General features: G+C 38.8%; 15 protein-coding genes. 3 read left to right on the forward strand and 12 right to left on the reverse strand.

Features of this window, described 5'->3' with window-relative positions:
- Positions 1 to 7: 7 nt before the first annotated feature.
- From LKD20_RS02750 to LKD20_RS02795, 10 genes are all read right to left on the reverse strand, one after another.
- Positions 8 to 997: a glycosyltransferase family protein gene (locus LKD20_RS02750; RefSeq protein WP_227720834.1), complete on the reverse strand. Its 990-nt coding sequence runs from the start codon at positions 995 to 997 to the stop codon at positions 8 to 10.
- Positions 998 to 1,030: 33 nt separating this feature from the next.
- Positions 1,031 to 1,843 (reverse strand): LicD family protein, encoded by an 813-nt coding sequence (locus LKD20_RS02755; protein ID WP_227720835.1) that lies wholly within the window; start codon positions 1,841 to 1,843, stop codon positions 1,031 to 1,033.
- A 15-nt stretch (positions 1,844 to 1,858) separates the two neighbouring features.
- Positions 1,859 to 3,040, reverse strand: coding sequence for a glycosyltransferase (locus LKD20_RS02760; protein WP_227720836.1), 1,182 nt, complete (start codon positions 3,038 to 3,040; stop codon positions 1,859 to 1,861).
- Positions 3,041 to 3,254: 214 nt separating this feature from the next.
- A complete protein-coding gene (locus LKD20_RS02765; RefSeq protein ID WP_227720837.1) occupies positions 3,255 to 4,184 on the reverse strand; it encodes a VirK/YbjX family protein in 930 nt (309 codons plus the stop codon).
- An 18-nt stretch (positions 4,185 to 4,202) separates the two neighbouring features.
- Positions 4,203 to 5,330: a glycosyltransferase family protein gene (locus LKD20_RS02770; RefSeq protein WP_227720838.1), complete on the reverse strand. Its 1,128-nt coding sequence runs from the start codon at positions 5,328 to 5,330 to the stop codon at positions 4,203 to 4,205.
- A gap of 45 nt (positions 5,331 to 5,375) precedes the next feature.
- Positions 5,376 to 6,134: a glycosyltransferase family 2 protein gene (locus LKD20_RS02775; RefSeq protein WP_227720839.1), complete on the reverse strand. Its 759-nt coding sequence runs from the start codon at positions 6,132 to 6,134 to the stop codon at positions 5,376 to 5,378.
- Between the two features lie 11 nt (positions 6,135 to 6,145).
- Entirely contained in the window at positions 6,146 to 8,143 is a 1,998-nt protein-coding gene (locus tag LKD20_RS02780) for an LTA synthase family protein (protein WP_227720840.1), read from the reverse strand.
- Between the two features lie 96 nt (positions 8,144 to 8,239).
- The gene (locus LKD20_RS02785) at positions 8,240 to 10,219 is read right to left on the reverse strand and encodes an LTA synthase family protein (RefSeq protein ID WP_227720841.1); all 1,980 of its coding nucleotides are present in this window, start codon (positions 10,217 to 10,219) and stop codon (positions 8,240 to 8,242) included.
- A 198-nt stretch (positions 10,220 to 10,417) separates the two neighbouring features.
- Positions 10,418 to 11,560, reverse strand: coding sequence for a transcriptional regulator (locus tag LKD20_RS02790; protein ID WP_227720842.1), 1,143 nt, complete (start codon positions 11,558 to 11,560; stop codon positions 10,418 to 10,420).
- Between the two features lie 311 nt (positions 11,561 to 11,871).
- A complete protein-coding gene (locus LKD20_RS02795; protein ID WP_005384801.1) occupies positions 11,872 to 12,471 on the reverse strand; it encodes a class I SAM-dependent methyltransferase in 600 nt (199 codons plus the stop codon).
- A gap of 371 nt (positions 12,472 to 12,842) precedes the next feature.
- Here LKD20_RS02795 and LKD20_RS02800 point away from each other — a divergent pair, with 371 nt between their 5' ends.
- The 3 genes from LKD20_RS02800 to LKD20_RS02810 all read left to right on the forward strand — a co-directional run bounded on the left by LKD20_RS02800 (position 12,843) and on the right by LKD20_RS02810 (position 18,604).
- Positions 12,843 to 14,207 (forward strand): hemolysin family protein, encoded by a 1,365-nt coding sequence (locus LKD20_RS02800; RefSeq protein WP_227720843.1) that lies wholly within the window; start codon positions 12,843 to 12,845, stop codon positions 14,205 to 14,207.
- Positions 14,208 to 14,480: 273 nt separating this feature from the next.
- The gene (locus LKD20_RS02805) at positions 14,481 to 15,545 is read left to right on the forward strand and encodes an efflux RND transporter periplasmic adaptor subunit (protein ID WP_227720844.1); all 1,065 of its coding nucleotides are present in this window, start codon (positions 14,481 to 14,483) and stop codon (positions 15,543 to 15,545) included.
- Entirely contained in the window at positions 15,542 to 18,604 is a 3,063-nt protein-coding gene (locus LKD20_RS02810; protein ID WP_227720845.1) for an efflux RND transporter permease subunit, read from the forward strand. Before LKD20_RS02805 ends, LKD20_RS02810 begins: the two co-directional genes overlap by 4 nt.
- Before the next feature lie 55 nt (positions 18,605 to 18,659).
- Here LKD20_RS02810 and LKD20_RS02815 read toward each other — a convergent pair whose 3' ends face one another.
- A complete protein-coding gene (locus LKD20_RS02815; RefSeq protein ID WP_005384805.1) occupies positions 18,660 to 18,977 on the reverse strand; it encodes a YbjQ family protein in 318 nt (105 codons plus the stop codon).
- Positions 18,978 to 19,107: 130 nt separating this feature from the next.
- Positions 19,108 to 20,589 (reverse strand): amino acid permease, encoded by a 1,482-nt coding sequence (locus tag LKD20_RS02820; RefSeq protein WP_105089997.1) that lies wholly within the window; start codon positions 20,587 to 20,589, stop codon positions 19,108 to 19,110.
- Positions 20,590 to 20,592: the final 3 nt, after the last annotated feature.

Genomic DNA, 20,592 nt, shown 5'->3' on the forward strand with positions numbered 1-20,592 from the left:
TTTTCTTCTAAGAAAAAATTAATTTTAATGCATTTGTCAAATTATATTTTTCTCTTATAATACAACCACCCGAATAAGCTATTTTATTTCTTTCAATTTCATGTTCAATATAATATTTTATCTTCTCAACTAATTCATTAGTATCACTATAACAATCAAAATGTACTAATTCCTCTAAATGTAAATCATACTTATTTTGGATATCACTTAAGAGAAAATTATTATTACCCATTACCTCAAAGGTTCGACAATTATAACAAGTATGACCTTCTATATGAATATTCAGATTAATTTTAGTTCGTTTATAATATGTAATAACCTCTTCTGGTGATAGCACCTTATTTTTGACTACTTTAGATAAGTAAGGGTATTTAAGGCCAAATTTAAATTTACCTATAATTTCCTGATACCAATGATGACTATGCCATACACGACCTAAAACTAACATCTTATAATTATTCTCATAAGCTACCTTAGCAGCTGCTTCTAATAATTCTAATCTTTTTTTAGATCCTGCAATAGTTCCTATAAAAAAGATATCTAAATCTTGTACATCTGTTACCGCTCTAGGCGAAGAATAAAATTCTGGGCCTGCATATAAAGGTAAATAATGTGCAGTAATAGAACAATATTTTTCTAATTGAATTACATCATTAATCTCAATAGAATAAATATTTGAATATATATTAATATGATTACCCAATGATTGTACATCATGAATAGAATCCCAAACCCATAAACGACAATCAACCTTTTTAGCTATATCTTCATTAATAAAATATAACTTATTTGGAAAACGAAAATCATTAAGAAATAACGCTAATTCTATATTATTTCCATCTATAAACTCCAATAAACGTTTTCTTTCATCTTGTATATTTTTATCATAATTTAATTCAAATATATAAGTATTATTACCTAACTGATGATTTGCTTCTATTAAATTATTAGAAAACATAGCACTATTTCTATGATTAGTTACAATACAAATATCCATTTATTTTCCCTAATTTATAACGAATGTATAATATTACTTCCAATATGCTTCAACATTATGTCCTATCTGTTGTTCCTTTGGTGGTAACTTCATATAATCACCGTATGTTTGTTTTAGCATATCATCATACGCTTTAATAATCGGTAATTTATTATTTTCAAACTCTACTTCTATAAATTCTTTAAACCAATCATATTCATAAATAGACTTATTAAAATCAATTTTCTTTTGATAATCCTGAGTTAATGATACTAATGATGTGCATTGTTTATTATATTTATCCTTACACTTCATTAATAATCTTGCCATCATATCTAAATTAGGTAAAGGTAAGTGGTATTTACGTACGAATTTATTCCACTTTTTAAAGTGCCGTTGAAAGTGTTGAATCCATTTCCAATAAAATCTAACATCCATAAATAATTTACGTTGTTCATTTTTTTCAACAGGAATATGATCTAATATAAAAATATCAATATACACACCATATTCAACTACTTTTCCCTTTGAAAAATGTTCATATAAAACAGTTTCCGTATCAAAAAACTTAGCACAAAATGCCATAAAGTAATTCTCTTCATCCATTTCAGGCCATAGTTTATAACGATCTGTACTATTTAATATATATTGTTTCCAAGCTTTTTCAAATTTTTCATATTCTGGGCGCATCATAATAACATCAATATCATCGTCCCAAGGGATAAAGCCTTTATGTCGAATAGCCCCCAATGCTGTTCCATAAGCAATCGTATATTTAATATTATTCTTTATACAAAACTCATTAAATCGTAATAAAGTTTTCAATAATACAGATTTGAGTTCTTTCCCCTTTATTGGTTCATTCATTATACTAAGCAACTCCTATTTTTTTATCATACTGAATAATAGCTCTTCCCATTGAGACCATATAATATCCGGTGCAAATCGTTTCATCGAATCTACTGCTTGTCTTCCCAATGCAGAACATAATTCAGAATTCCCCATAAGCTTTTCTAAACCTAGTGCTATATCTGTAGGATTATCTTTTACTAAGATTCCATTATATCCATCTTGTACCATATCTGATACACCAAGCCATGTATCACAAGCTATCACCGGTAACCCTTTAGCCATCGCTTCAGCCATAGATAAACCAAAACCTTCTGATGCACTCATCATGGCATATATATCCCCTGTTGATAAAACAGATTCCACATCCTTAGTAATACCTTTAAATAAAATCCTATCTGATAAATTTGCCTGTTTTATCATCAATTCTAATTGTGCTTTATAGGCTTTATTTTCATCAGCTCCCCACAGTTCAACAATCCAATTTGGAAATTGATCTGCCACTTTAGAAAAAGCTTCAATTAATAAGTGAGGTCGCTTATGTCCCTTTGCCAAACGACCTATAAATAAGATTTTATGTACATCTTTTGGTTTTGTTAAGTCTACTTGATTATTAAATTGTGGTACTACATTTCCTATAACCACAATTTTATTATTAGGAAGATGTCCTTCTAATACTTTTTTAAATGATGGTAATAGCACTTGATTTACATCAGATTGCTTTACAGCTTCTAAAGACAAAACAGGATAAAAATCAAAATAATCTTCTGGATTACCATGACTCATAGTAATAATAGGTACATTATCCTGTATATTTAAATCAATAATTAGGCTTTTAGAAGTACCTGGCGTGAATGAAACAATAATATCTGGCTGAATACCTTTTATTATCTTTCCCATATAAGGACAAATATATTTATAAAAAAAATCGTTATTTACAGTACGTGCTTTTTGTTTACTAAATAATCGATAAAACTCACGTTTTAATCGTAATGAAAGAGGATATTTGATTCGTTTTCCATCCTGTAGTCGTACGTCATAACACTTTATATCCTCATCTATAGGAAAGAAAAAATCACCACTACGTTCATCAGCATAAATAACTGATACTTGATGTCCTCGTTTGTGCATTTCATTAGCAAAAGCGCTCGTTACTTTTGCTAATCCACCCGTATCTCCAACCATCTTAGTTGTATTTACTAGTAAAATATTCATTATCAATCCCCATTATATATAACTACTCAAAAGGTGCTTACTGACTGTAATAGTTACATTTATTATAGCATATATAGACCTTTAATTACGCATAAACTCATACTTTATTTATTTATTAAAATGTATATAATCACTTGGATTTTAATCCCATAAAAAAACTTCTACTATAAAATAAATTGCATTTAATAGTAGAAGTTTTATACATCCCAATATTCTATTTTAAATACGATTGTAAATTTTCTCGAATTTGTTCTTCGTACTGATCCAATAACTCATATCTCTTTCGATATTGGCTACGTTTTTGTGATTTGATTTCTTCAATCGGTTTTCTATATTCGTCCAATGGAATTGTAAAGAATCGTGGATCTTGTGTAACTGTACCGCCAATGTCTTCCCATAATGGATCGAGTTCAGCTACTTTTGCCTTATGGCCGCGCACCATGTGTGTATTGGCGTAGAAACCTTCGTCAGATACAGCATACATGGATTGAACTTTACAGTATTTAGCGAGTTCCCGAATCAAAAATACGATAAAGTTTTTTGGACGATAGCCAAACATTTTCTTTGTAATATGTTTCGCATTATCGAGGCCATCTTTATACCCTTGGATGGTGCCAATCCACAATGCTGGTTCCCCTTCTAGACCTTTGCCGAGGCGGATATTCGCATGGTATACACCTTGGTCTCCTAGTTGTAACAGAATGGTAAATAAACCTTCCTTACGTTGACCGGTCATAAAGTTAAGGTGTGCGGTCATGTTTAAGTCGGTATCTTCCCATAGTAGAATACCTTGTTTTAATCCTTCTAGTTTTAGTTCATCCGGATTGTATAGCATTTCGATAGTCTCTGGCGTAAATACGTCTTCTAAAGCTGTAAAGTGATTCTTTACCGCATCAATGCGTTCACGTAAAGTAGATTCTTTAAACAAGAAAATACGGCTCATCAACTCATACAGGCCTTCTTGTTTATCTAAAATATGTTGATCTGGTGCGTAGCTTTCAAAAAAAGCCTTGTATTCCATCATCTCTTGTTTGTGGCCTACAGTTCGCAAGAAATGCAAGATTACGCGACGTGTTTCACGCCACGATTTTTTCCCATAAATAGCTCGACCATTAGCCCATTGGTCCTTTATATATTGAAACATACACTCTCCTTAGTTGTTCTATACATTAATAATCGAATCCATCATCCGTTTATGTCCAAAGTCTTCATTGGCTTGTACCAAACCTGCCTCATATATGTCTGGATGTTCAATCATTTTGTTTACGAATTGTTCTAATCCAGCGCGAATCGTATCTACTGATGATATATCTAAGCTTTCACCAACATGGTAATCGCGAAGCACCTCAGGGTTGATTTCAGGCGATACCAAGGCTGGTTTATAAAACCCGATAGCCGTGTAGAGCATAGCGCTCCAGTGATAGCGATAGCGTTCAGCACCATATGGCATCAAGATGGCATCTACATTGAGTAAAGCCTTGTCCCAATCGGGTCCAATGAGGTTCGCATGTAAAAATGAAAGTCCTGGCACGTCCTTATATTCTTCAGCGATGGCATCAAATAGTTCGCCGTCCTCAGGTTTAGCCGTTGCCCCTTGTACCAACAATTCCACGGGACCTGTAAAGGTGGCCGTTTTGAAAGCATCCAATAGAGGGATAATATTTTTTTCCTTCCGGAATTGACCGAAAAAGCCAAGACGAAGTGGCGTATGTGTAGAGAAGGTTGGCATTTCGCCTGTGGATGGCGTAAACACAGGAGGTAAGATAGGACGTACGCGCGGTAGATCACTACGCAGCATATCGTCGCGCAAGGTGATAACATCTAGGTATATATTAGGATATCGATTGGCACGTTCTGCTTGTTTCAAGAATCGTACGTTTTCACCCTTACCAATGCCATGGAAAATAAAATGAACTGGTACCTTTGCGTTTTTTAGAGGCGTATCCAATAGCGCTTTTATATAGCGATACGTAGAGGTTGGAATAATCAATGCATCACAGTTGTGTTCCTCTAATTTTTTAGCAGCCGAAGTAAACCATGCACGACGACGGCGTTCGCGTAATAGAGACAAGAACGGCTTTTTCCATTTCGATGCACCTGCATAGGTCACTACCTCTCCGCCCTCAAGATAGATAACCTCAACGCCATAATCAACCTTAAAGGTAAAGTTCTCCGGTACCATCAATACCGGTTCATGACCTTGGCGTTTTAATTCATTGATGATCATACGGTCAAATTCCACCTCATGACCGGCAGGCATAATGATACTTTCCAAAATGGCTACGCGCATTGTGGTCCTTCCTTTCTCATACTCACACTCGTCTGTATTCAGAAATTATAGTTTTCCATTAGATTTCAATAAATAGTATAGTTTTACATACTTAATCATGGTGTAGAAATAGTGATTCACAGATAGGATAAATCCCATTTTTCCATCTAAAAAACCTCTATCTAAAATGTACACCTTGAAAAAAGCCCAGCTTGGACGGATAAGAATATCCTTTACAAAGGAACAAGATTTTCCATTTTCCTTATATTTCTTAGCTGCTAATGTCGTGTAATTGTTGAATTTATTGAAGTACTGATGCCAATTATCATAGGTATAATGGTACATTTTGCCATGTAATTTAGCCTCAGGATAGGTGCTAGATATGGTTTCGTGTACAAAACCTTCTATATTCGTGCCTTCTTTTGGCATAAATCGCAACACATAATCGGGACGCAACACGCCATGAGTAGCCTTGTTGTGATGAAACACATTGGACCGTTCAATCCAGTATGCTTTTTTCTCATCTTTGGCCAGTACCTCTTGTACTTCTCGTTGCAATTCTAGCGAAATGCGTTCATCCGCATCAAGGAAGAAGATCCATTCAGACCGAGCCTCTTCAACGGCAAAGCGTCGTTGTTGGGACCAATCGCCGTTCATAGCGTGATGTACGACACGAGCCCCCATAGATTCAGCAATCTCTACCGTTTTATCCGTGCTGCCGTCATCGATAAGAAGCACCTCGTCAGCGAATTGTGCAGATGCGATACAGTCTTTCATATGTTGTTCTTCATTTTTAGCCAAAATAATGACCGTTAGTGTTGCCATGTATGTCTCCCCTATTGTACATTAGCATAAAATTTCATCATCCACGCCGATAAGGAGCGCCAATATTCCGCGTCCTGTGCGTGATTGTCGATTGGGCGGATGTATTCGGATGGTTCCGCCGTGTATGTTTGGTATTGTCCGTAGTCGCCGAGCACATCCCCTAACATGTCACTTGTAATCCATTGGTATGGCGTTACATGCACATCTGGTTGTTCATCGAATGCGGATGGCACTGCTGTATAATATTCGAACCCTTTAGGCGCAATGGCCTCTATGATGGTTGGCATAATACTTAGATGCGTGCCGATAGATGCAGGTAATGATGTTTGTGAAAGCTCAGGATGTTGCATGTAAAACACGGTATTGCGAATTTCACGCATCGTGTAATCCCGATGCAAGAAGGATGTATTATTAAACTGACCAAATAGATTGGAATGGTCACCCGTTACGATGAACAAACTATCTGGGAACTTCGCTTTCATAGCGTCAACAAAATCAAAGATAGCCTTATCGCAATATTTGTAGGTTGCTAATCCCTTATTACCATCCTTGCGATTCAAAATATCATCGCCAACGCCAGGCAAATCACGATGGGCATCAAAATCAAGGTACTTATCTTCCAATTTATAGGGACCATGATTAGTCGTAGTATACACAAAATGGAATGTGGGTTCATCCATATTTACAATGCGCTTTGCCGCCTCTTCGAGGAATACGTGATCATATACGCCAAGCCATGTTTGTGGTGCTTTCGGTCCACAGAATTCGGTAGCATTTTCAATGCGGTCAAACCCTTGGGCCTTGCCGTATTTCGTAAAGTTACCACTCGATGAGTTACCACCATACCAATAAATGGTTTTATATCCTAATCGTTTTATCTGCGCTGCTAGAGCCGTAGGCAATGTATTGTTCCAGAACATTTCCTTTTCATTCAATTCCATGCCGCTATCGTAGATACTGCTCATAAGACTTGAAATCGAAGGGCGCGACACATTACCAGCTGGCAAGAAATTAGGTACACGAGCCGTATGTGTATCGGCTGCAAAATGACGTAGTCCAGGGCAGATATTAAAGTTCATATACAACGGATCCATGGACCACTGAGGGATGCTTTCACCAACAATCAAAAAGATATGCTTAGGTTTAGTAATGCGAGCACCAGCCGCCACGCGTTTAAAGGCATATAATGGATTGTCCAATGTTTGCCAATCGCTGCACGGCATGAGATGATTCACATCTTCTACGAGTTCCTCATCCGATTTCATTTGGGTCGCCGTCAACGGCGTTTTACGAACCAATTTGAGAGCCTCTAAATCGTCGATGGTGGCCTTCGCAAAGAAGATATCCTCCTTAACGATTGTTGGCACCACATCCCATTCCGGTTTATTGCGGTGATTCAAGGTACCACCATAGTGAAGCCAGTAGTAAATCACCACATAGAGAGCCAAGAATCCAAAGGCACTCGCGCCGGCTGCGATATTGCTTTCAAAATGAGGATATGGAATGGACGGAATCGCAGACAACAATGTGCTAGCACCATAGCTAATGGCCGCCACAGGAATGAATCCGGCGAGCACCCACCAACCCTTGTCTTGATTGAAGAAAATATCGATAAGGTTTTTCTTATCCGCATGCTTACCATAGTGTAACATGTAGTTGTAGGTGTCATTAAAGTGCTTATAGAACTGCATCTTGCCAGCAAAGGCAGCATAGATAATGCAGCTCAACACCGTATTTAAAACGATGGCTGCTGTCATGTAGTAATCTGGAAAGGCCAAGAACGGCAACGTACCTAGTACAAGTAGAATCAACAGCTGATAGGCATTGATATCCATACCCCACCAAAATCCAAAGGTAAAGCAGGTACGAATGATGTGTCCCTTGCCCTTTAGCGATTCGTACGGATGGTACACTGCGATAAAGATGGCTCTAAAGATGGCACAGAGTATAGGCATCCAGAGGAATAGTTTAATATTTTGTTGGAGGGATAAGAAAAATTGTTCACCCATGATCGTTCCTTTTGTAAGTTTTGTAAGTAAACAAACCCTATATACTCCCTGACAATATGGAATTCATTCCATTAATGATATAAATTAAAATATTCCCTATTGGATAAGGTCCCCATGTTTAATACGCCATGCCGCAAGTTCGCGCATGTCTTTAATTACCTTACCATAGGCTTGAGGTATGTTTGTGCCTTGTTCCATAAGTTTTCCATTTTTATCTAGATAGAGTCTATGGTTAAAGACAAACTCCTCTTGTGTAAATAGACTTGGTACCATCGCTTCATAAGTTTGACCAGGTCGCCCCGCTAGTTCTGCCAAGGTTGGAATGATTTGAATGCTCATGCCAAAAGCGTTTGGAGCGAGCCAGTCTTTATGGATACCGCGACCGTAGAAGATAATCGGAATCGTAGACGCCACATTAGGACTTACTTCACGAGCAAAGGTAAATCGTTCGCTATGGTCCCCAGTGATAACGAAGAGCGCTGATGAATCTGCTTTTTCTTCACTAGCGATAAACTCGCCCATCACATGGTCTGCATACCAAATATGACCCATTTCGTTCAATTGCTTGTCATTTTCTGCAATTGAATCAGGTAAATGGCCTTTTACCTTGTTCACATCATAGCCTTCTTTAGCGACATTAACGCTATATGGAGGATGATTAGATGTGGTCATAATAACATTAAGGATTTTTTCCCCTCTATGTTGATCCATATAAGCGGAAATGGCTTTAAACATATCCTTATCCGCTACACCCCATGCATTGCCTTCTTCGCTTGGCATTTCAGACGCATCATGGAATTCATCAAAGCCTTGAGATAGAACAAAGTTCTTAACATTTTGCCATGTACTAAAGCCGCCGTACCAGAATACTGTTTTGTAGCCTAGCTTTTTCATAACAGAACCAATTCCTAAGCCATACGGTTGTTTGAAACTTTCACCTTCGTAATTAGGATATAGACCTGTGTCAGGCATACCTGTGAGTAAACCATTGATAGCAGGCATCGTGCCTGTACCTTGGGCAAGGGCTAGCTGTGTACTCATCGCTTGAGGGCTAGCAGCATATTTGCGACCTTGTTCAACGAGGTACGCACCAGGTTCGTTGTATTCAGCGAGGAATGGCCACAAACCATAGGATTCACCGAGAACGATGTTAATAGATTGCGGTTGCTCTGCTAAACGTTGAGTTGTAATCGTTCTTGTGAAAGAACCATCAAAATCCTTACCATTAAACTTACCGCCGATAGCACTAATTTTTTCACTCAATTCTTGAGGTGTTAAATTGATGACCTCAAGCTCATCTGCACGCTTTGCGATGCTTTTAACACGATAAAGAGCCTGCACATCATCAAGGATGGTTTCGTTTAATAGATTAGAACTGAGGCGCGCCGCACTTTCCCAGTTGATGGAATTTGTATAGTTAAAAGCACCACCAAATCTAAAGAATAGTCCAAGTACGCCGATAACTACAGTCAATCCAATGCCTGTGATCCATTGCGTTTTCTTCGTCTTAGGATACCACATAGTACAAACTAGTTGAGTATTAGCGTAATCGCTATATTTTTTTGTACCCCACGCCAAGAAACGAACGAGGAACCAGCAAAGGGCTGCACTCAACACAACAGCGCCTACGATGTACATCAACGCATTATATTCATTGATGGCTGTATTAATAATGGCACCGATATCATCGTTTTTACCATTAATAAGCATCGCATTATAAGAGGAATTGAATATTTTGTAGAACGGAATACGGCCTAAGAATAGGAAGGTCAACAGTACAGTCGCTATAGAATATACAACCTGTTTAATGCGTAAAGATGGCCATTTAGGTACAAAGGTATGTACCAATGTGCCTCCTAAAAAGCCTAGTAAACACAAAGAACCAACGGTCTTGAGACTCAATCTAAAGCCTAGCCATAAGGACGTAAGGATATTCTCCATCGTCACAGAAGCTAGTTGTGATTGAAATACTGCAAGAAACACGATTCTAAATGCAGTCAACAAGGCAGAGAAAAAGATAAATACCTTAATATCTGTCTTTATGCCTTCAAATAATCGTTGCCATCGGTTCATCATTAATCCCTACTGTTCTCATATAACGTAACTACTCTATACTACCTAACTGCAATTATGTTGGATATTTCTTACATTTAGGTCCCTTACATCGCTTGCATTTACCGCATCCGCGGTCGATAGTTCCAGCATTTGCCGATTTCTTAGCACTAGTACTCTCCTTGACCCTCTGTTCAGAGGCCTTACTATTCCATACAGAAACTATCGTTTTTGCTTTTTTTCGGATATATCCTTTTCGGACTTTTTATCCTTTTTCTTGTCTTTCTTCTTATCTTTTTTCTTGAAAGTATCGCCTAAAAAGACGGTTTTTAACTTGTCATTTAAGACCTTAAGCTTCTTTTCAGCCTTGTCTTTCTTTTTCTTTAACTTATCTTCGGATTTGGAATGTTTGTCTTCCTTAGACTTTTTATGTTTTTTGTCCTTTTTATCTTCCTTAGACTTTTTATCATCTTTGGACTTTTTATCCTCTTTGGATGTCTTGTCACCCTTAGATTTCTTATCTTCTCTAGATTTCTTTTCGTCCTTGGATTTCTTTACGTCAGAGCCATTGATACGCGCCCATTCATCATCTACGCGTTTCAATTGCTTTTTAAGAAGCTTTTCCATCTTCTTATTAACTTTATCTGAATCCAAGCCAGCTTTGCCGAATAACAAAGCATTTACCGCTGTATATGGATCAATAGCGGATAAATCATCTTCGTCCTCATCCATATCATCATCGAATTCATCATTTGAGGATTTATGTTTATTGTCTTCATCCAAGTGATGAACTTCTAAACCTTCAACGCCATCTAATGGATTGACATCCATATGCTCCACAAGTGCTTCATCAAGGTCAGACATCTCATGTTTGGAGCTTTCACCAGAACCTGTAAAAAGACCACCCATAGAATGTAATTCATTCAATTTAATATGGTTCATGCCCACTGTAGAATCATGCTGTGCAGGAATATCGGATAATTGGACCTGCTCCATAGCGTACACATCGTTATTATGACTAGCACCCTTACCAAGATACGATTTATCAGCAATGATGATATCCTCTTGATCGTCGCCTAACACATTGCCAAATAAATCCTCTTCAAGAGAATCATAGGTATGCAACATGGACATCCGTTTTTGAACCTCTTCAATTTGATTCCATAAATCAACGAGAGAGGATGTATAGTATACGCGTTCCTTAACCTCTAAATAAGCTTGGTAAACGATAGCCAATTCTGACTCATTGAGTCCCTCTTCGGCACCGATTTCTTCTATCATTTGTTGGATCTGTTGATCTCGATCATAACGTTTAATTAAGGCCTTGCGAATACGTTCAATCAATGCTGTATCGATGATTTCCACGGGTACCTCCAGTCTTCAATACACTCAGCCCTATCCACTAACTTAGTGCATACGAATCAATGTATAGAACCATAAAAAATAATTTGATTTTATAATCTCTAATATATTATTATATCAGAATTTATCTGCTTTTTCCTTAATAATCTAGGTGAAAGTTCCTTAAAAATAGAATAAAACCTCAATTTGAATGATATCCTAGTCGTACAAATTTAGAACCACTAAAACAAGCCTTCAACATTGAGGTTTCTTACATGCTTTTTACATACTAAAATAAATGAAATTAAAACATTAAAATAATCTGACAGAATATACTAAAACAAGTTAACGGAATACACTAAAATTCGTTCTTTTATATCACGCTCTTCAAAGAGATCACTACAATCAATGGGTTCTTCCTGTTCTAAACGGACATGATTATTCAAGAAGTTTTCTACCTCTTCGTTGACGTAGTAGAAAAATAGTTTAATCTCCCGCGGATGATGATACAGGGAATCAAAGATATTTCCTAGAACACGCTTAATCGTATGGAGCGCAAAGGGATTAAAGAAGAAACAACGATCTGCTTGGTCGGGTAATTCATAGAGCGCCGCATCACCATGCACAAAGCTCACACGGTTGCGAGCAGCTGGGCTTTCACCATTGATAAGAGCCCTTTCATAGAGTCGTTCATCGTATTCAATACCAATGGAGTGACAACCCGTTTGGTACGCCATAAAAATGCTAACACGGCCCTTGCCACTGCCATAATCGATGAGCGTATTTTTCTTGCGAATATGACCGCTATTTGCCAAGCGCTCTAGCACACAATAATCCGTCGGCTCGTAAGGATGATGCTCCGTATCAGACCGACTATCATCGCGGCCTGCTGTTTTTATTTGTAAAACCTGTTCCCATTCCTGTTCACTTGTCATATATCTAATCCCATCATGAGTTACCAATTGTATGACCTATTTCAATACTAAAGTTGATATATATACTATACCCTTATTAGAGTCATATTTACAAATTAAAGGCAGTCATATATTATATTAATTAAGGAAATCAATAGTTCTAACATTTTAATGAATCCAAACAGAAAATAGGGTTGCCGCCTTGCTTTTCTGTGCTAGTTACTGGCGAAAGTATCTATCTAGCCACTTGCAGATGTAGTGACACAACAAAAGCACCTATAATAGGTGCTTTTGTTGTATTTAAACACGTATCGATGCCAATATGGTATACTAAAGAGTAATATTTTAATATTCTCATGTGCAGAATTATATAAAAAGGAGTATCTATTTACATGGACAGTGATCTGACCTTAGATTTTATAATTATCGTCGTATTAATCATAGCAAACGGCTTATTTTCTATGACGGAATTGGCCATCGTCAATGCTAAAAAACGTAAACTCGAAGAAATGGCAGAGGCAGGCAATGAGCGTGCTAAAAAAGCCTTTGAATTAGCAGAGAATCCAAATAATATGTTTTCTACTATTCAAATTGGTATTACTCTCGTTGGTATTTTAACTGGTTTATATTCTGGTGCGACCTTCTCTGGTCCATTAGAAGAGATTTTAGTAGCTAATATTCCAAGTATTGAGCCCTATGCAGCATCCATTAGCTCCTTACTCATCGTTGCTATCATCACCTATTTATCCCTCGTTATTGGCGAACTCGTGCCAAAACGATTGGCTTTAAATAGTCCTGAAAGCATCGCCGTAGTAGTAGCAAAACCGATTTATTGGTTGTCTGTAGCATTGAAACCTATCGTTAGCTTCCTCGGCGTTTCCACAGAATTCCTCTTAAAATTACTAGGCGTGACTGTGAAAGAAGAGGCTCCTGTTACAGAGTCTGAAATTAACAAGATGCTCACCGAAGGCGTTGCCATGGGTGCGTATGAAGAAGAGGAACCTATCCTCGTGGAAAATATCTTCCACCTAGCAGATATGAACGCTGGTGACATCATGACACCTCGTACACAGCTTAAATGGATCGACCTTAATGGCACAGAGGACGAAATTATGGAAGTCCTCAAAAATGCCAACCATTACCGCATCCCTGTAGGTACCGATTCCTTAGATGAATTAAAAGGTCTCATTACCGTATCTGACGTATTAGTTCAAATTATGCAACGTCCTAGCGAACGCTCTATTCATGATATTATTGAATCTTGTTTGAAAGAACCATTACTCATTCCAGAATCCATTACACTCATGAAATTGTTGAATGTACTCCGTACAGAAGGCGTCCATGAAACGATCGTTCTCGACGAGTATGGCGGTTTTAGCGGTCTTGTAACATTACATGATATTATGGAAGAAATCGTAGGTCTCATGCCTTCCGGTGAAGAAGAAATCAAGGAAGAAGAAAATAAAATCATCGAACGTGAAGACGGTTCCTGGCTTGTAGATGGCCTTCTTGACGTAGACGAATTCAAAGAATTCTTCCATATCGATGAAGAATTACCAGGCGAAGAAAAAGACTTGTACAAAACAATGGGCGGTCTCTTAAACGTTCTCTTTGGTCGCATTCCAAAAGAATTAGACAAAGCTAAATGGAATGGCTATACCTTTGAAGTGGTAGATATGGATAATACTCGTATCGATAAAATTCTTGTAACCTATGAAGAACCTATTGTAGTACAAGAAACAGAAGAAAAAGAATAATACCTACTAGCTCATAGACTTATGAGCATTGTAAATTTATAAAGAGTGAGTTCTCCAGTGGAGGACTCACTTTTTTGTATACCCCCTAGCCGTTTACATATAAATATAGTATTATTAAATTGTATAAAATATATAATTAAATCTAATAGAGCTATTATCTAACATAACTCTAATGGCTAAATTAGAGTTACTTTCATAAAATATATCGTCCTATGATTACTCATGTGTAGTTCTGTGTCATAGGGCTTATGTGTGGTATAAAGGAGAGATTCTATGAATCAAAAAGTCATAGCAACCATAGGAGCCCTTTTAATAGGAACTGCTATAATCAGTGGTTGCGGATCTGAAAAGCAATCTGAGGATACGAGCCTCAAGGTGCGCACCATCACCATCGGTGAAGAATCTGGTACTACTAGTGCTGGCTATGCAGGCACTATCCATAATAAAACGGAAACAAACTTAGCCTTTCAAATTGGGGGTCGCGTCATCAACAAATTTATCAATGTCGGTGATGTGGTGCAAGCAGGCCAAGTAATTGCTCAAATTAATGGTTCAGATACATCAGCTCAAGTACAAAATGCTGAGGGTGCTGTGAAAGCTGCTCAATCGGCCTATGAATTAGCAGAAACTAATGCTAAACGATATCGCGAGCTCTACGCGCAACAAGCGATTAGTAAGTTGCAATTAGACCAAGCAGAAAACCAATTGAATGCCACATCTGCTCAATTACAACAAGCACAGGCTAGCTTCAATTTGAGTAGCAATCAAAATAGCTATACTAATTTGACTGCCCCTGATACAGGTATTATTACAGCTTTCAATATTGAAGCAGGCCAAGTCGTAGCTGCTGGTCAAAACGTTGGCACCTTAGCAGCTGGTCGCGACCCAGAAGCAGTCATTGCCCTTCCTGAGCAAGAATTGACCAAGGTTCATGTGGGAAGCCCTGCCACTATTACATTCTGGGCTCTACCTGATGTAACCGTGCAAGGCGTGGTCCGTGAAATTTCACCAGTTCCTGACCCTGTAGCGAGAACGTATACCGTAAAAATTACCTTACAAAATCCTCCAAAAGAGGTACAGCTAGGCATGACGATTAATGCTAATCTATCTACTACAGATAGCACCAATATTTCCATTCCGTTAACGGCTCTTGTAAAAGACTCTAATGGCAATAATGCAGTGTATATCATTCGAGACAAAAAAGCTCATCTCGTGCCAATTAAGACAGGTGAATTTGGTAAGAACTCCGTCATCGTCACATCTGGTTTAGCTAAGGGTGACATTGTCATCACCGCAGGTACCCAACAATTACAAGAAGGGACGGCGGTGAGTCAATGAAACAATTTAACTTAGCCGAATGGGCCCTCAAACATAAGTCCATTATCTACTACTTCATGGCTGTGCTCCTCACCTTTGGTATCTTCTCATACAACCATATGGGACGTATGGAAGACCCAGACTTTACGATGCGCACTATGGTTGTGGGCGTTGCTTGGCCGGGGGCTTCCCCTCAAGAAATGTCGGATCAGGTAACGGACAAATTAGAAGAAAAACTGCGCGACCTACCTGGCGTCGATTATACAAAATCTTTCACAGATGGCAGCAAATCAGTTATTTATATTAATCTGAAAGAAAATCTACCATCTGATAAAATACGTCCCGCTTGGGAAGAAGCGCGGAACATGATCAACGACGAATGGAAGTCATTACCACAAGGCGTTCAAGGACCGACTATCAACGACAGATTCGATGATGTATACGGCATTATCTACGCTATTAGCGGCGATGAATTCTCGTATGAAGAAAAGCGACAACAAGCAGAAGACTTAAAACGTCAGCTTTTATCTGTTCCAAATGTTAAGAAAATCAGCCTCATTGGGGTTCAACAACAAACCCTTAATGTAACGATTAATAAGGATAAACTAGCATCCTATAAAATCAGTACACAACAGCTATTAACGGCTATTAAACAGCAAAGTATGATGGTTCCAGCTGGTATGATTACGACGGATACGAATAATGTATATCTACGCGTGAACGGTCTATTCGATAGTCCGCAAGCCGTACAAGATATGCCAATTCGTATCAATAATCAAACCTTGCGCCTTGGCGACATGGCTGATGTAACCATGACCTACCAAGACCCTAGTGATCCTCAATTCTACTATGAAGGCAAGCCGGCTATCGGTATTGCCATCTCCATGGATGCAGGTGGCAATAATATAGAATTTGGTGAAGCTATCGATAAAAAGCTAGCAGAATTGAAGAAAACCATCCCTGCAGGCCTTGAACTCGATCAAGTATCTAACCAGCCACATATTGTTAAAGAATCCATTGGGGACTTCTCACAATCCTTATTTGAAGCCATCTCCATCGTATTGCTCGTAAGCTTTGCATCCCTTGGCTTGCGTACAGGTGTGGTCGTAGCCCTCACTATTCCAGTCGTCGTATCTACTACATTTATTTTGATGTATGAAAGCGGCATTTATCTGCACAAAGTTAGTCTAGGTGCGTTAATACTAGCTCTAGGCCTCCTCGTAGATGATGCCATCATCGTTGTAGAAATGATGAGCGTTAAGCTCGAAGAAGGTTGGGGACACTTTAGATCTGCAACCTTTGCTTATCAATCGACAGCGTTCCCTATGCTATCAGGTACTCTCATTACCTGTGCAGGCTTCTTGCCATTAGCACTCGCAGAAGGCATGGTAGCAGAGTTTACAAAATCTCTATCCATCGTTGTATTTATGGCGCTCATCCTATCTTGGTTCGCCTCTGTTCTCGTCAGCCCTGTTCTCGGTTATAAAATCATCGAAAATAAGGCTCCAAAACCTGAAGCAGAATGGAACAAACGAGACCGTATCATGCACAAGCTCAGTGTTACATTCTATGATAAATTTGAAAAACTATTACATTGGGCTTTAGGCCATCATAAGGTTGTATTACTCATCACCTTAGGTGCCTTTGTGTTATCCCTACTTTCACTACCATTGATCAAACAGGAATTTTTCCCATCATCAACACGTAATGAAATCATAGTATCCATGCAATTTCCTCAAAGTTCGTCCATCGAATATACTGCAAATCAAGCGAAGATCATCGACGAACATTTACAAGGTAACGAACATATTTCAACCTTTACATCTTACATCGGACAAGGTTCTCCTCGTTTCGTCCTCACCTTGGAACCGGAATTGCAACGAAACAATTTCTTGCAGTACGTTATCGTTACTAAATCCTTAGAGGATCGAGATAAATTATATGCAGAATTGACGCCATACTTAAATGAAGAATTCCCATCTGCCCTTGTAAATACTCAATTTGTACAAATTGGCCCACCATCTAAATATCCAGTGATGCTCCGCGTTTCTGGACCTGATCAAAAGGTAGTAAAAGAAATTGCCAACAAGGTAAAAGACAAGATGCAAGGCGACAAGGATTTACATAACATAGCCTTTGACTGGCCAGATACGGAACCAGTAGCCAATATTCATATCGATCCTAATAAGGCTCGTTTACTTGGTATCGATAGCTATGCCGTGTCCTTACACTTGCAAAGTTTATTATCCGGTACAAAATCTGGTGAATACTACGAAGGTAACCAAACAATTCCTGTTACATTCCGTTTAGGAGATAATGAACAGCACAACTTAAGTGCTCTATCCTCCTTACCAATTCAAACAGGCAATGGTTCCTACGTACCGCTTAGCCAAATTGCAACCATCACCATGACTCAAGAGGATGGTATCATCTGGCATCGCAACATGATGCCAACCATCAGCATTCACGCTAATGTAAATGCTGGCGTCTTAGGCAATGCGAAAACTAAAGAAGTGTATAAATCCTTACAAGACATTCGTGATTCCTTGCCTACAGGATATACCATTGAACTTGATGGAGCCGCAGAAAAGAGCGTAACAGCTGTACAAAATCTGTTAACACCAATGCCGATTATGCTCTTTGTGATCATGACAATCCTCATGTTCCAATTAAAGCGTATCGCCCTCATGTTTATGGCCTTGCTCACAGCACCTCTCGGATTAATCGGCGTCGTATTGGCTCTGAATATTACGAGAACGCCATTGGGCTTTATGGCTATTCTAGGTATCATCGCCCTTTCGGGTATGATCATTCGTAACTCCATTATCTTGTTAGACCAAATCGAAATCCACAAGGCAGAAGGACAAAAACCACGTGAAGCGATTATTAACTCCGCTACACTTCGTTTCCGCCCTATCATGCTCACCGCTATCGCAGCGATTTTAGGCATGATTCCTCTCATGGGATCTGTATTCTGGAGCCCACTTGCTATCGCCTTTAGTGGTGGCCTACTAGTGGCAACTGTTCTAACACTCATCGTACTACCAGTCATGTATGCAACATGGTATAAGATAAAATAAAAAATTCCCCCTAATATAGTTTTAACACTATTATTAGGGGGATTTTTATTACCTATTAAACTACAACGGCTGTACCATTGCATGTAACCATGAGCATACCATTTTCTGCACCTACTGTGCTGTATTGGAAGGATACGCCGATAACAGCATTAGCACCCATTTTAGAAGCCCGTTGAGACATTTCATCAAGGGCTGCTTGGCGTGCATTCATTAAGGAGTTTTCATAGCTGCCACTACGGCCACCAACGATGTCGCGAATACCAGACATGAAATCTTTCACAAAGTTACGGCCTTCTACGACTTCACCAAATACGATACCCTTGTACTCTTGTACAGGTTTATTTTCAATATGCATAGTTGTGGTAATAATCATAATTGTATCCTCTCTAATTGACTACAATATATTTTGATTAATTATAGCAAGGCTTTCACCGAAATACAATCACATATTATATAAAAAAGACCTGTTCACTATTTCATAATGAACAGGTCTAATTATGTTATTATTTATCGAAATCGCGGTCTAGGTTAACCTCTTTCAATGGAACAAGTTTTGTTTTCTTGATGTATTTGTAACCTAAGTACACTGCGAAGAAGATTGGCAAGCCGATGTACGCAACGGATACGCCATACCAGTCGATTGTATCGCCTGTGAAAGCGGAGTAGTTTTGGCCAGCAATGATGATGACACAAAGAATGAACGCCAAGATTGGACCAATTGGAAACAACCACGCTTTGTAAGGTAATTCACTAAGATCTCTACCTTGTGCAATGAAGGCACGGCGGAAACGATAGTGAGAAACAGCGATACCAACCCATGCGATGAAGCCGCAAAGACCGGAGATATTAACAATCCAAGTGTATGCAGTACCTTCGCCGATGAAGCTTGTAAGGAACGCAAATAAACCGATTGCTGTTGTTAAGATTAACGCTGGCACTGGAACGCCACGGCTATTAAGCTTAGCGAAAATTTTTGGTGCTTGACCTTCTTTAGCGAGTGCGTAGAGCATACGCGTAGAAGAATATAGACCAGAGTTACCAGCACTGAGTACTGCCGTTAAGATGATAGCATTGATGAAGCTAGCAGCAAAGGCAAAACCAAAGCGGTCAAATACGAGTGTGAATGGAGAAATAGATACATTCTCTACACTAGAATTCAATAGATTTGGATCAGTGTACGGAATTAAGAAACCGATAACTGTGAAAGCACCGATATAGAACAATAAGATACGCCAGAAGATTGTATTAATTGCTTTTGGCACATTCTTTTCAGGGTCTTCTGCTTCACCAGCAGCAACGCCGATAAGCTCAGTACCTTGGAAGGAGAAACCAGCTACCATGAAGATAGCGAGAATTGATTCCCAACCACCTACGAATGGCGCTTCCCCTACTGTCCAGTTCGCAAATCCTGGAGATGTGCCACCAATGCCAAAGATTAGCATGAAGCCACAGAACAGGAATACGAATACAGTAATAACCTTGATGCTAGAGAATACATATTCACTTTCACCAAAGGAACGAGTAGACAAATAATTCAAGCCGAATAAAACGAGCAAGAACAGAGCAGACCATACGATGGCAGGCACATCAGGGAACCAGTATTTCATGATAAGAGCCCCTGCCAATACTTCAGCAGCCAATGTAATAGCCCAGTTAAACCAATAGTTCCAACCTAAGGCAAAACCAAAGGCAGGGTCTACATAGCGTTTTGCATAGGTCCCGAAGGAACCAGGAATCGGCAAGTATGTAGCCATTTCCCCAAGAGATGTCATGAGGAAGTACACCATGATACCGATTAGGCCATAAGCTACAAGCGCACCACCAGGGCCCGCTGTACTTACCACTTCACCACCGGCAACGAATAAGCCAGTACCGATAGCGCCACCTAAAGCGATCATATTCATATGACGCGCTTTTAAGGAACGTTTTAAATGTTGATCTTTATTAGAGGTAAACTCTACATTATTATTTTGATTTTCAGCCATGGG

Origin of the sequence: Veillonella fallax, assembly GCF_020687175.1 — a bacterium.
Taxonomy (GTDB): domain Bacteria; phylum Bacillota; class Negativicutes; order Veillonellales; family Veillonellaceae; genus Veillonella; species Veillonella fallax.